This window comes from Cyanobium sp. T1B-Tous (assembly GCF_024345475.1).
Classification (GTDB): domain Bacteria; phylum Cyanobacteriota; class Cyanobacteriia; order PCC-6307; family Cyanobiaceae; genus Cyanobium_A.
The window spans coordinates 1-12,330 of record NZ_JAGQBE010000064.1; the positions used below are offsets into that span (position 1 = coordinate 1).

Sequence of the window (12,330 nt, forward strand, 5' to 3'; positions counted from 1 at the left end):
CAGCGGCGCCAGGGGCGGAACCCCCGGCTGGTAAGTTCTTCGGGTGTGGTTCGGGTCGGTGCCCGAGTGGTTAATGGGGGCGGACTGTAAATCCGCTGGCTCTGCCTACGTTGGTTCAAATCCAACCCGGCCCACCTTCCACACGCCCTTGTAGCTCAGCGGTAGAGCACTCCCTTGGTAAGGGAGAGGTCACGAGTTCAAGTCTCGTCAAGGGCTTACAACCTGTAGAGCTGGCACCGCTTCTGCAGCCAAGGGCCCTGATCCCCAGGCAAAGTTCTGCCAGTGGACAGAACCCGGTGCCTCGGCGTTGCCTGATCGTTGAAGACCAGCTGATGTTTCTGCAGCTGCTCCGCGCAATGCTGCAGGCCATACCTGGCCTCACGATCACCGCCACGGCCACCAGCCAGGCCGAGGCCCTCGCGCACTGCCGGAGCGATCCCCCCGATGTGCTGATCCTCGATCTCTCGCTGCCCGATGGCGATGGGGTGGTGGTGGCCGAAGCCCTGGCCGCATCCAATCCGGCCGCCAAGGTGGTGGTGCTCTCGGGACAGGCCGCCAGCTTCATCTGCCCCACCCGACTCCAACCGCTGATCTACGGCGTGGTGGACAAGACCTCAGCTTTCGGCGAGCTGCAGGCCGTGCTCCAGAAGCTGCTGGACCAGCCCTTGCCAAGTCTGACCACCCGCGAGAAGGAGCTCTACAGGCTGATCGGCCAAGGCCTCACCAACAAGGAGATCGCCGCCACCATGGGGCTGGCGTTGACCACAGTGGAAACCCACCGCAAGACGATCGCCCGGAAACTGGAACTCAGTGGCGGCCAACTGGTGCGCCAGGCGGCCCTGCTGGGCAACCTGAACCAGGAAGCCACACCGTGAAACCTCCTGACCCTGGCCGTCCCCGAGGCCCCCTGCATGCATTCCGCACACTGCAGTCCCGCCTGTCCCCCATTGCCACCACCCTGGCGCTGGTCCTAGTCAGCACCGCCAGTGTGACCACGTTGGTGACCGGCGTGTTCTTACTACGGAGCAGTCAGACCCTCGCCAGCCAACAGACCGCGCTGCGTCTTAAGGATGCGGCCAAGTTGGTGGCCAGCCAGCTGGATGCCGATGCGATCGCGGGTCTACGGGATCCGAGCCAGATGACCAGTACGGCCTATCAGCAAGCCCATGCCGCACTCACGGGTGCACTCCCGGACATCGACGGCATCCACTACATCTACACCTTGCGCAAGGCCGAGGGATTTATCAAAGATCCCTTCTCCCGCTATCTGTTCGTTGTTGACGGAACCCCTTACAACGACAAGGACTTCACAGCCATTGGCGTGGTGATGCCCACCAGCCCAAGCACAGACGCCCTGCATCGCGTCTGGTCCACAGGGAAGTTTGAGGTGGACAGGACCTTTGTCACGGATCAATGGGGCACCTGGATGTCGAGCTACATCCCACTGATCCGCAGTGACGGGAGCTTTGAGACGGTGCTTGGCATCGATATCTCCGCGGGGAAGGTCGTCAAAGAACGCAACCAAATCCTTGGCAACATCAGCCAGTCCTATCTGCTCAGTCTGCTCCTCACGCTTCCTGTGGCAGCGATCGCGGGGGTGCTCATCACCAAACCACTGCGGGATGAGCAGCAACGGGTCCAGACCATCTCCCGCCTGAAAGAGGCCGAGACCCTGGCACTGCTGAAGGCCAAGCTCAGCAGCAGCCTCCAGGCCGCCGCGGTGGCCCATGAGATCAACCAGCCCCTAAGCACGGTGCTGCTCAACAGCCAGTTGCTGCTTCACCAGGGCGAGGGCACCGACCTGCTGCCTGCCCCCGCGCGGGATCAGCTGCAGAACCTCGCCATGGAGGCGCAACGGATGGTAACCACCATCGAGAAGATGCGCACGCTGCTGCGCAATGTGCAGACCGAGCACCAACGCATCGACCTGCGAGAGGTGGCCCGGAGCGCCGTGCTCTACGCCCGCTCCGCCACGGCAGCCTCTCGCCTGGGCCTGGACAGCAGCGGCCTTGAGGAGGAGGCCTCCGGCCCTGCCTGGATTGAGGGGGATGGTGCCCAGATCCAGATCGCCATCGTCAACCTGCTGCGCAATGCCTGCGAGGCCCTGGTGGAGGCCGATGTTCAGGATCCCCGGATCGGCATCAGCCTGCATCGGGACGGCGCGCACTGGCTGCTGACCCTGGCCGACAACGGACCGGGCTTTCGCGGCGATGAGAGCGACGCCGCACCGCTGCACACCACCAAGGCCGAGGGCAGCGGCCTGGGACTCTTCGTGGTGCGCACCACCATGGATCACCACAAGGGAGGCATGGATCTGGGCTGCAGCGAGCACGGAGGTGCCCTGGTTCAACTGCGCTTCCCCGCAGCCTGACCTACCCACAAGTGGGGATTGGGCCAACCCTGCAGGGTCGTGCAGATTTGCCTTGGTCCCTTTGGGAGCCTGGCCTCGCCATGCCCGACGTTCTCCTAGATGGTCTGCCAGTCCTCGACTTCCTGGAGATCACCCTCAACACCCACAAGGTGGCCCATCTCACCGGCCGGGATCAGAGCTCCGTGTCGCGCATCCACCGGAAGATGAGTGAGCTGCTCGGAATCGACTTCGGCAAGCAACGAGACGGCATCTACCGCGCCGGAGCGAACCAGGCCCTGCTGAACGGTCTGAGGCAATCGTCGCAGTGGTTGCGACTCAACCAGCAGTCCAGCGAGCTGCGCTGGGTGGGGCACCCGGGCAATCGCCCGCTTCACAGAGGAAAGCCCCCGGTGCTGCCTGCAGCAGTGGAGCTCCACAGCGCCCAACACCAGCGCATCGCGGCCCTGCTGGAGCAACGGGTGCTTGATTTGGCCGTAGTGGAGACAGAGGACCGAACGCTGGCAGGCGGCCCACTCACCGCCCTGCCGCTGGTGCGGTACCCATTGCTGCTTATCCAGGCTCCTGAGAGCCCAGGCCCCCAAGCCCATCCGCGGGTGTGCGTCTCGCCCCTGCAGTTGCAAGCCGCACAAAAGGTGCACCCCCTAGAGCCCCTGCCCTGGCCCAGCGGTCGGACGGGCATCGATGTGATCCTGGTGCGCACGGAGCTTCTTTTCAGCCCCGCCATCGGTCAGCTGATCCAGGCCATCCGGGCGAGCTATCGCCGTCATTTCGAGGCCGTCCCTGGTCTGGACTGGACTGAACTGGATTCGCTGAACTCTCCCCAGCCCCCCTCATGCTCACCCCCCCCATCAGCAGCCTGCGCCAGCCGGTGAGTGACGGCAGCACCCGTCCCCTGGCCTGGCGCCTGGAGCAGCTTGAGCGCCTGGGCACCCTGTTGGCCAACCACGAGGCGGAGGTGCTCGAAGCCCTGGCCGCCGACCTGGGCAAGCCCCCCCTCGAAGCCATGTTTGAGCTGGTGGCGGTGCGCCACGAGCTGGCCCTCACCCGCCGGATGCTGAAGGCCTGGATGGCCCCGCGGATGGTCGGGCTGAAGGCAGCCCTGCGGCCTGGCCAGGCCTGGGTGCAGGCCGAACCCCTCGGCTGCGTGTTGATCATCGGTCCCTGGAACTACCCCTTCCAGCTGTGCCTGCATCCCCTGGTGAGTGCGCTGGCAGCAGGGAACACCGCCGTGCTCAAGCCCTCCGAACACGCCCCTCGCACCGCCGAACTCCTGGCTCGCTGCATCCCCGCAGCCTTCCCCGCCGATGTGGTGCAGGTGGTGACTGGCGATGGATCCGTGGCCGCCGCACTGCTGGAGGAGCGGTTCGACCACATCTTCTTCACCGGTGGCGGCCGGGTGGGGCGGCTGGTGATGGCCGCCGCCGCCCGCCATCTCACGCCCGTCACCCTGGAGCTGGGGGGCAAAAGTCCGGCCATCGTGCTCGCCGATGCCGACATCGCCACCACCGCCCGGCGCCTGGCCTGGGGCAAGGGGCTCAACGCCGGCCAAACCTGCATCGCCCCCGACCACCTGCTGGTGCAGCCCGCGGTCCGCCAGGCCCTGGTGAGCGCGATCGCCGCCGAGTGGACCCGCTTCTACGGCGCCGATCCCCTGCGCAGCGACGACCTGGGCTGCATCGTCAACGACGCCCAATTTCAGCGACTGGAGAGCCTGCTGGCGGGCGCCCGCGAGCGCGGCCAGGTACTGGCGGGGGGGCGTTGCGATCCGGAACGTCGCCGCATCGAACCGACCCTGGTGGCGGTGGCGAGCGGCGACGATCCGCTGATGCAGGAGGAGCTGTTTGGCCCGATCCTGCCGGTGCTGGAGATCTGCGACCTGGAGGCCGCCCTGGCCGAGGTGCGCAGCAGGCCGAAACCCTTGGCCCTGTATCTGTTCAGCCCCAACCGCACCGCCCAGGAGCGCACCCTCGCCACCACCAGCTCCGGCGGGGTGTGCTTCAACGACGTGGTGCTGCAGGCCGGTGCCGCCGCCCTGCCCTTCGGCGGCGTCGGGGAGAGCGGCATGGGCAACTATCACGGCCACGCCGGCTTCCTCACCTTCTCCCACCAGCGCGCGGTGCTACGGCGCCCCTTCTGGCTCGATCTGCCCTTCCGCTACCCCCCCTATGCCGGAAAACTGGCCCTGGTGAAGCGGCTGTTGGGCTGATTGGGCTGGGGCGATCAGAACCTTTGATGCGCCGGTGGACTCCGGGGGACTGGATGGGACCGGACAACCCCCTTAACGTTCCGGCAGCTATGTGTAGTGTCCATGCGTCGCTCCCTTGCCGCCCTGGCCCTAGCCGTGGTGTTGCCACTGCCAGGCCTGGCCCCGTCTGCGGCCCTGGCCGACGTGGTGGTGAAACCCGGGGAAACCCTCTCGGAGATTGCCGATCGCCAGGGCGTCAGCCTCACCCGGCTGATGCAGGCCAACGGCATCAGCAATCCCAACCTGGTGGTGGCGGGCCAGAGGCTTGTGGTGCCCGGAGCCCGCAGCAGCGCAGCGGCGCCGGGCGCCGGAGGCTCCAGGGGCCGTGTCACCGTGCAGCCGGGTGAAACCCTCTCGGAAATTGCCGATCGCGAGGGCGTCAGCCTCACCCGGCTGATGCAGGCCAACGGCATCAGCAACGCCAACCTGGTGGTGGCGGGCCAGACGCTGGTGGTGCCGGGCGCCCGCAACAGCGCCAGCGCAGCCGCCCCCCGCCCCCTGCCCACGGCCCCGTACACCGTCAAAAGCGGGGAAACCCTCTCGGAAATCGCCGATCGCTTCGGCACCAGCACCGACCGGCTGATCCAACTCAACCGAATCGCCAACCCCAACCTGGTGGTGGCCGGAACGCGCCTGGCCATCCCCGGGCGGCCCTCTGCGGCAGCGCCCCCACGCAGCACCGGCAGCACGGCCAACGCTAAGGAGCACGTGGTGCGCAGCGGTGAAAGCCTCTCCACCATCGCCGACAGCTACGGCCTGCCCGTTGAGAAGCTCGTGGCCCTCAACAAGATCGACGACCCCGACCTGGTCGTCTCCGGCACCCGGCTGAAACTGCAGGCACCGCCCCCGGTCAAGGCCAGCGTCAAGCCAGCCGCCAAGCCGGCCCCCAAAGCCTCGCCCAAGGCCACAACAACAGCCACGGCGACAGCCAAACCCGTCGCCCAAACCAAGCCCAAACCCATCACACCCACAGCCAGCACAGCGAGCCCAGCACCAGCCGCCCCGAAACCAGCGGTGATCGCGACCGCGAAACCTGCTGTGCCAGCTGCTGTCCAGCCCGCTGTCCAGCCCACTCCCCGCCCCCAGCCCACGGCCACTCCCAGGGCCACGGTCACTCCCACGGTCACGGCCCAAACGAGCCCCGCCAGCGGTGCGGTCGCCAGCAAGCCCACCTCCAGCCTGGCCACAGCCACCACCGGCGTCGCCGCCACAACTGCCGCAGCCACAGCCGCCACGCCCAAGCCAGAAACCACCAAACCCAAGCCAACCCCCACCAGGGCAGCCACCACAGCCCGGCCCAGCGCCACCAGCAAGGTGGCCGCCAACAAACCGCTGGGGCCCGACTGGCGCAGCTACGGCCCGCTCCAGGTGGATTGGGCCAACTGGCAGCCCATGGGCGGCAGCTATGTGGCACCCACGCTCAACGGCGACGGCAAACCGGTTTATCTGGCGGTCAACTGCGGGGCCCGCAAGCTGAACGCCACGAGCCAGTCGGGCCAGTGGAAGAGCTGGGATGCCCCCCAAACCGACTTCGAGGAGCAGCTGATCAGCGACATCTGCAAGGCCCGCACCAGTTAGCGGGTCCGGGGTCCCCAGCACGGGGGCTCAGGCGGCCCAGTGCAACGGCCACGGCTGGCGGCGGTAGCGCCGGCCCGAAGCCCGCAGATAGAGGCGCTGGGCCCCGTCATCGCTCTCACTGAGCAACTCCTCCTGCACCAGTCGCCGCAGCAGCCAGCCCCAGCGGGCTTCCTGCCGGGGCTGTTCCCCACCGGCCGCCCCTGCGGCCAGGTCCTCCGCCAAGCTGCGCAGATCTCGCCCCGGCCGGGCCTCCAGGGCCTCCAACGCCTCGGCCACCTCCCCACCCCAATCGCGGCTCTCCGCCTGGCTCTGGCAGTTGTCGCAGCGGCCACAGGCCGCGCCCAGCTCCCCGACGGCTAGCAACAGGGCCTGCTCCCGGCAGCCCTCGCCCTCCGCCACCGCCTCCATCCGCCGCAATTGCTGCTGGGCCAGCTCCAGCCGGGGCTGCTCCTGCGGGCCCTGGGACGACCCCACCCCGCGAATCGCCCAGCCCAGGCTGGTGCGATCGGCCGGGTCGTAGAGCACCAGGCAGCGGGCCGGCAGACCATCCCGCCCCGCGCGCCCCGACTCCTGCAAATAGCCCTCAGCACTGGCGGGCAGGTCCAGGTGCAGCACCAGACCCACATCGGGGCGATCGACACCCATCCCAAAGGCCACGGTGGCCACCAGCACCGGCCGGGGCTGGTGCTGGAAGTGCTCCAGGGCCAGCTGCCGGCTTTCCGGATCCATGCCGGCGTGATAGGCAATCGCCTCCAGCCCAGTCCCTGTCAAACGGGCCGCCCAGAGCTCCACCGTGCGACGGGTGCGGGCATAGATCAGCACCGCTCCCCGCGCGGCCTGCACCGCCTCCAACACCAGGGACAAGGGGTCCTCCGGCCGGCGCTGCATGCCGTACACGAGGTTGGTGCGACGGGCCGAGCGCACCTGGATCAGCGGCCGGCGCAACTGGAGCAGGCGAATGATGTCGGCCCGCACCTGGGGCGCCGCAGTGGCACTGAGGGCCACCAGGGGAACCCCCGGGCATTGGGCTCGCAACTGGCCCAGGCGGCGGTAATCGGGGCGGAAATCGTGGCCCCAGGCACTGATGCAGTGGGCCTCATCCACCGCCAACGCCACCAGCTGGCCGCTCTCCAGCACGTCGTCGAGCAGCTGGCGGGTGGCCTCCGCCTGGAGCCGCTCCGGGGCGAGGTAGAGCAGGCGCAGCTGGTTGTCCCGCAGGCGCTCCAACAGGCGACGGCGCTCCGGCAGGGCCAGCCCCCCATGCAGGCAGGCCGCCGGAATGCCACGGCGCTGCAGCTGCCCCACCTGGTCCTGCATCAGGGCCACCAGGGGCGAAATCACCAGCACCAGTCCGCCGCGCACCAGGGCTGGCAGCTGATAACAGAGCGACTTGCCCCCACCGGTGGGCAACACCGCCAAACAATCCTGGCCAGCTAGCAGGGCCTCCACCACCGGACGCTGTCCCGGCCGAAAGCCCGACCAGCCGAAGTGGCGCTCCAGGGCCCGCTCCAGGGGGTCGAGCTCGAGGGGATCCAGCTCAATGGGGTCCCGCTCGATGGGGGCCTGCTCGATGGGGTCCAGCTCAGCGATGGGCCCTACCGGTAGCGCGCTCCGACCTTAGCGGCCACCAGATGCAGGGTCAGGGCAGGGGCGGCGGCTCCAGCTGATCCGGCGATTCCTCCACCAGCTGCAGCCGCACCCGTTTGCCGCCCGCCAGCTCCCCCAGGGACACCCGCAGGGTGCTGCCGCTGAGCGACTGCAAGGCCGTGAGCAGGTCCCGCAGGTGGGGCGTGCTGCTGCCGCTCTCCACCCAGAGGCGCTCCTGCAGACCGCCCAGCCGCCGCCAGCTGGTGTGGAGCTTGAGCACGGCACTCTCCAGCGCCTGGGCCTGACCCACCGCATCGGCCAGCAAACCCAGGGCATCGAGCCGCTGGGCCTCCTGCAGGGCCTTTTCAAAATCCAGCCCCCCCTGCTGGAAAGCCCGCACCGCCAGAGCCGCCTCCGCCGCCTTGCTGAGCCAGCGGGCCGTGCTGGTCACATCCTTGACCCGCTCGAGCTCGGGCTCCTCCTGCAGCACCCGGCGCAGGTCCTCCTGCTGCTCCTCCGGCAGCTTGGCCAGCTCCTTCACCAAGGGGGCCACGGCCCGGGGCGGCAGCAGGTTTTCAGCCGTGCGCTGGCGGATCGCCTCGGGCAACAGGGGGCTGGTGGCGGCGGTGAATTCATCGCTGAGGCGCCGCACCTGCTTGCGGGTGATCTGCTGACCCTCATTGGCCGCCTCACTGATCATCTGCTGCACCTCGGGATCGGCCTGGGCCGTCTCCAGAAACGCCCGCTTGGAGAAGTTATTCACGCTGGTTTCCGCCAGCATCCCCTCGCCCACCAGGCTGTCGGCCGACTCGGCCAGCTGGATCAGGGTGTAAGCCCGGGTCTTGCTGATCTCCCGCTCGCGCAGCCACTGCAGAAAGCCGGTGCCGCGTCCCTCACCACCGCGCTTCTCCCGATCCCGCACCGCCCGCAGGATCCGCCCCCGCCAGATCTCGGTCTGCAGATCGAAGCGATCGCACACGGCCCAGGCCTCCTCGAGCCGAGCCAGAAACTCCATCGTGCTGATGGTGTCACTGTCGGGATCGGGCAGCTCGAGGCTCAAAACCGGCGCCGCCGGCACCTCCGTGGGGGCCATGGCCATGGGAAGGAGACGGGCTGCGGAAGGGCCGATCGTGCCACGGGCCCGGGCGTCCCTTCGAGCACCACGCGCGGCAAGGGCGACGAATCGTGACGCCGGCGGTTGAGCCCCCCAAGGCCGCGGCTATCTTCCCTCTGGCAGCCACCCGATCTACAGCGCAGCGATGGCCATCTCCCGCGGCGACAAGGTGCGCATCAAGCGCCCCGAGTCCTACTGGTTCAACGAAGTCGGCACCGTCGCTTCGATCGACACATCCGGCATCCGCTACCCGGTGGTGGTTCGCTTCGAGAAGGTGAACTACAACGGCTTCAGCGGCTCCGAAGGCGGCATCAACACCAACAACTTCGCCGAGAGCGAACTCGACAAGGCCTGAGAGCTCGGCGAGACCTGAGCTTCAGGCCCGCCTTTCCAACCAGGGCTCAGGGTGCTTGACACCCAGCCCCAGACGCCCGTGCAACCCTTGGTGGCACGGGTTTTTTGCTGGGCCCCACTTCGCCTGCCTCCATGCCGGAACTGCCTGAAGTCGAAACCGTGCGGCGAGGCCTGGAACGGCAGACCCGGGGCTTTGTGATCCACCGGGTGGAGGTGCATCGGCACCGGGCCATTGCCAGCCCGGCGACGCCAGCCGCCTTCGCCGCCGCCCTCAGCGAGGCGGAAGTGGGCGCCTGGCAGCGGCGAGGCAAATACCTGATGGGCCAGCTCAGCCGCGATGGCGATGACGCCGGCACCTGGGGGGTGCATCTGCGCATGACCGGCCAGTTCCTGTGGCTCGAGGGCCCGCGACCGCCCTGTGCCCACACCAGGGTGCAGCTGTTCAATGGCACGGGCCAGGAGCTGCGCTTCATCGACACCCGCAGCTTCGGCCAGATGTGGTGGGTGCCGCCGGGCCAGCCCGTGGAGAGCGTGATCACCGGCCTGCAGAAGCTGGGGCCGGAACCCTTCAGCGCAGCCTTCAACCCCAGCTATCTCCGCCAACGGCTGAAGGGCTCCAGCAGGCCGATCAAGAACGCGTTGCTCGATCAGTCTCTGGTGGCAGGGGTGGGCAATATCTATGCCGACGAGTCGCTGTTTGCCGCCGGCATCCGGCCCCACACCCCCAGTGGTCGGCTGAGCACCTCCCAACTGGAACAGCTGCACCGGGCCCTGGTGGAGGTGCTCGAAACCAGTATCGGCGCGGGGGGCACCACCTTCAGCGACTTCCGCGACCTCACCGGCAGCAATGGCAACTATGGCGGCGTGGCCTGGGTGTATCGGCGCGGCGGCGAGCCATGCCGCCAGTGCCACAGTCCTATTCATCGCGACAAGCTGGGGGGACGCAGCAGCCACTGGTGCCCGAACTGCCAGCATTGAGCCAACCGCACCCGAGCGTGGACCCCGCAGCCACCAGCCCAGCCGCCCTGGCCCAGCACCTGAGCGACACCATGGCCGCCATCCACCGCCGCGGTTGGTGTGATGGCACCGGAGGCAACTTCAGCTGCGTGCTGCAGCGCCAGCCCCTCGAGCTGCTGATGGCCCCCAGCGGCGTGGACAAGGGTTCAGTGGCGGCGGAGCAACTGATCGTGGTGGATGGCAGCGGCACGGTGCTCCGAGGCGAGGGTCGCGCCAGCGCGGAAACCCAGCTCCATCTGGCCCTGGTGGAAACCTGCGGGGCCGGCGCCGTGCTGCACACCCACTCCCAGGCCGGCACCCTGCTGTCCCAGCACTATGGCCCCCAGGGATCGCCAGCCCAGCCGCACGCAGACGTGGCCTATCTGGGCCTGCACGACCTGGAAATGCTGAAGGGACTCGAAGGAATCCCCAGCCACGCGAGCAGGATCGCCATCCCCGTGCTCGCCAACGACCAAGACCTGCAGCGTCTCCGCGCTACGGCCGAACCCCACCTGGCCCAGGCCCCCTACGGCCTGTTGATCGCTGGCCATGGCCTCTATGCCTGGGGGCGGGATCTGGGGTCGGCCCGCCGCCATTTGGAGATTCTGGAATTCCTGCTGGAGCAGCATTGGCGCCAGCTGTTGCTGCAGAGCCTGGTGGGGGGCCGGGCGAACGCCACACCCACCGCAGGGCCCGCGCGCTCCCGGGTGCGGGTCACTGGCATCCGCCATGTGCTGCTCGACATCGAGGGCACCACCTGCCCGGTGAGCTTTGTGAGCGGCTGCCTCTTTCCCTACGCAGCCAGCAGGCTGGAGGATTTTCTGCAGGTCCACGCCAGCACACCGGCGGTACAGGAGCTGCTCACCGACGTACAAACAGCCTGGGAGCAGGATCCCGATCCAGAGGCGCAAGCGCTGCGCCAAGGGGGCCATGGTGCGGTGGTGCCCTATCTGCGCTGGCTGATCGAGCACGACCGCAAGCTCACGCCGCTCAAGCAGCTGCAGGGACTGATCTGGGAGCAGGGCTATCGGGAGGGGGATCTGGTGGGCCCCCTGTTTGCCGATGTGCCCGCAGCGTTGCGGCGCTGGAGCAGCGCAGGTCTGGAGCTCTCGGTGTATTCATCCGGGTCGGTGGCCGCCCAACAACTGCTGTACGGCCACAGCAGCGCAGGAGATCTACGGCCCCTGTTCCAGCAGTGGTTTGACACCCGGATCGGCCCGAAGCAGGACCCGAGCAGCTTTGCGGCCATCGTGCGTGCACTGGAGGTGGCGCCAGAGCAGGTGCTGTTCATCAGCGATGCCGTCGCGGAATGCGAAGCCGCAGAAGCCAACGGGATGAAGGTGCTGTTCAGCGATCGCGACGGCAATCCCTGCCGCGATCCTGGGCGATTTGAGAGGATCAGCTCTCTAGACGATGTGGACCTTCTGGCATGAACGACGCCCTCCCGCAATCCGATCCCAGCCCGGATCAACAGCTGCTGGCCCTCAATCAGGCGTTGCTGGACAGTGTGGTGCGAGGGGACTGGGACGCCTATGCCGCCCACTGCAGCTCCGATCTCACCTGCTTCGAAGCGGAAACCAATGGCATCCTCAGCGAAGGCCTGCCGTTCCATCGGTTCTATTTCGATCTACCCGCAGACCCCAATGCCGGGTCAACACCGGTACAGGTCACCATGGCGCGTCCCCACATCCGCTGGATCGGCTCGGATGCAGCGGTGTTGAGCTACACCCGCCTGACCCAGAAAGTGGTGGATGGGGCACCCGTCACAGCAAGCTGCTGCGAAACCCGCATCTGGCATCACCACAACGGGGCCTGGAAGCAGGTGCACGCCCATCGCTCCTGAGGGGCAAGGCCCTGCTCCTCTCGCCACTGTCTCCTGAGACCGTAGCCAAAGCCAACAAAAAAGCCACCCTCTCGGGTGGCTTCTCTTGCTTCAGATCACGTGTTCTAAACAGTGAGCTGAAAAGATTGGAATGAATGTTTTACCTGGCATCGAGCTATTTTCTCAGGGGGCTACCCCCCAAATATCGTCGCCGCTGCAGCGTTTCACAACCGAGTTCGAGATGGATCGGAGTGGTTCCACTG

General features: G+C 67.5%; 11 protein-coding genes, 2 tRNA genes and 1 rRNA gene. 11 read left to right on the plus strand and 3 right to left on the minus strand.

Annotation, left to right across the window (positions count from 1 at the left end; translation table 11 throughout):
- Nucleotides 1–52: 52 nt before the first annotated feature.
- The 7 genes from KBY71_RS12370 (at nt 53) to KBY71_RS15090 (ending at nt 6,194) form a co-directional block, all read left to right on the plus strand.
- Nucleotides 53–134, plus strand: a tRNA-Tyr gene (locus tag KBY71_RS12370).
- Nucleotides 135–144: 10 nt separating this feature from the next.
- Nucleotides 145–216 (plus strand) — tRNA-Thr (locus KBY71_RS12375).
- Between the two features lie 80 nt (nt 217–296).
- Nucleotides 297–875 (plus strand): response regulator transcription factor, encoded by a 579-nt coding sequence (locus KBY71_RS12380; RefSeq protein ID WP_254929209.1) that lies wholly within the window; start codon nt 297–299, stop codon nt 873–875.
- A 113-nt stretch (nt 876–988) separates the two neighbouring features.
- Nucleotides 989–2,371 carry a sensor histidine kinase gene (locus tag KBY71_RS12385; RefSeq protein ID WP_254929210.1) on the plus strand — a complete coding sequence of 461 codons (1,383 nt, stop codon included), beginning with the start codon at nt 989–991 and terminating at the stop codon, nt 2,369–2,371.
- A gap of 80 nt (nt 2,372–2,451) precedes the next feature.
- Nucleotides 2,452–3,243, plus strand: coding sequence for a hypothetical protein (locus tag KBY71_RS12390; protein WP_254929211.1), 792 nt, complete (start codon nt 2,452–2,454; stop codon nt 3,241–3,243).
- The gene (locus KBY71_RS12395; RefSeq protein WP_254929212.1) at nt 3,204–4,577 is read left to right on the plus strand and encodes an aldehyde dehydrogenase family protein; all 1,374 of its coding nucleotides are present in this window, start codon (nt 3,204–3,206) and stop codon (nt 4,575–4,577) included. The genes KBY71_RS12390 and KBY71_RS12395 overlap by 40 nt, the downstream gene beginning before the upstream one ends.
- Before the next feature lie 102 nt (nt 4,578–4,679).
- Nucleotides 4,680–6,194 (plus strand): LysM peptidoglycan-binding domain-containing protein, encoded by a 1,515-nt coding sequence (locus tag KBY71_RS15090; RefSeq protein WP_261354827.1) that lies wholly within the window; start codon nt 4,680–4,682, stop codon nt 6,192–6,194.
- Between the two features lie 27 nt (nt 6,195–6,221).
- On the opposite strand, the gene KBY71_RS12405 is transcribed toward KBY71_RS15090, so the two are convergent.
- The gene (locus KBY71_RS12405; protein ID WP_396095428.1) at nt 6,222–7,706 is read right to left on the minus strand and encodes a RecQ family ATP-dependent DNA helicase; all 1,485 of its coding nucleotides are present in this window, start codon (nt 7,704–7,706) and stop codon (nt 6,222–6,224) included.
- Nucleotides 7,707–7,833: 127 nt separating this feature from the next.
- Nucleotides 7,834–8,874 (minus strand): hypothetical protein, encoded by a 1,041-nt coding sequence (locus tag KBY71_RS12410; protein ID WP_254929216.1) that lies wholly within the window; start codon nt 8,872–8,874, stop codon nt 7,834–7,836.
- A 166-nt stretch (nt 8,875–9,040) separates the two neighbouring features.
- On the opposite strand from KBY71_RS12410, the gene KBY71_RS12415 reads away from it, so the two are divergent.
- The 4 genes from KBY71_RS12415 (at nt 9,041) to KBY71_RS12435 (ending at nt 12,088) form a co-directional block, all read left to right on the plus strand.
- Complete coding sequence (locus tag KBY71_RS12415) at nt 9,041–9,250, plus strand: photosystem I reaction center subunit IV (protein WP_190389246.1); 210 nt, start codon at nt 9,041–9,043, stop codon at nt 9,248–9,250.
- Between the two features lie 131 nt (nt 9,251–9,381).
- Entirely contained in the window at nt 9,382–10,227 is an 846-nt protein-coding gene (locus KBY71_RS12420; RefSeq protein ID WP_254929213.1) for a DNA-formamidopyrimidine glycosylase, read from the plus strand.
- 17 nt (nt 10,228–10,244) lie between these two features.
- On the plus strand, nt 10,245–11,678 hold the full coding sequence (mtnC, locus tag KBY71_RS15145) for an acireductone synthase (protein ID WP_315858558.1): 1,434 nt from the start codon (nt 10,245–10,247) through the stop codon (nt 11,676–11,678).
- Nucleotides 11,675–12,088 carry a DUF4440 domain-containing protein gene (locus tag KBY71_RS12435; RefSeq protein WP_254929214.1) on the plus strand — a complete coding sequence of 138 codons (414 nt, stop codon included), beginning with the start codon at nt 11,675–11,677 and terminating at the stop codon, nt 12,086–12,088. The genes mtnC and KBY71_RS12435 overlap by 4 nt, the downstream gene beginning before the upstream one ends.
- Before the next feature lie 141 nt (nt 12,089–12,229).
- Here the strand turns inward: KBY71_RS12435 and rrf are convergent.
- Nucleotides 12,230–12,330: ribosomal RNA gene (gene rrf, locus KBY71_RS12440) — 5S ribosomal RNA — on the minus strand; the annotation flags it as partial.

Excerpts from the sequence above, each read along its gene's own strand:
- KBY71_RS12390 (WP_254929211.1), top strand. The coding sequence starts at position 2,452 with ATGCCCGACGTTCTCCTAGATGGTCTGCCAGTCCTCGACTTCCTGGAG.
- KBY71_RS12395 (WP_254929212.1), top strand. The coding sequence starts at position 3,204 with ATGCTCACCCCCCCCATCAGCAGCCTGCGCCAGCCGGTGAGTGACGGC.
- KBY71_RS15090 (WP_261354827.1), top strand. The coding sequence starts at position 4,680 with ATGCGTCGCTCCCTTGCCGCCCTGGCCCTAGCCGTGGTGTTGCCACTG.
- KBY71_RS12410 (WP_254929216.1), bottom strand. The coding sequence starts at position 8,874 with ATGGCCCCCACGGAGGTGCCGGCGGCGCCGGTTTTGAGCCTCGAGCTG.
- KBY71_RS12415 (WP_190389246.1), top strand. The coding sequence starts at position 9,041 with ATGGCCATCTCCCGCGGCGACAAGGTGCGCATCAAGCGCCCCGAGTCC.
- KBY71_RS12420 (WP_254929213.1), top strand. The coding sequence starts at position 9,382 with ATGCCGGAACTGCCTGAAGTCGAAACCGTGCGGCGAGGCCTGGAACGG.
- KBY71_RS12435 (WP_254929214.1), top strand. The coding sequence starts at position 11,675 with ATGAACGACGCCCTCCCGCAATCCGATCCCAGCCCGGATCAACAGCTG.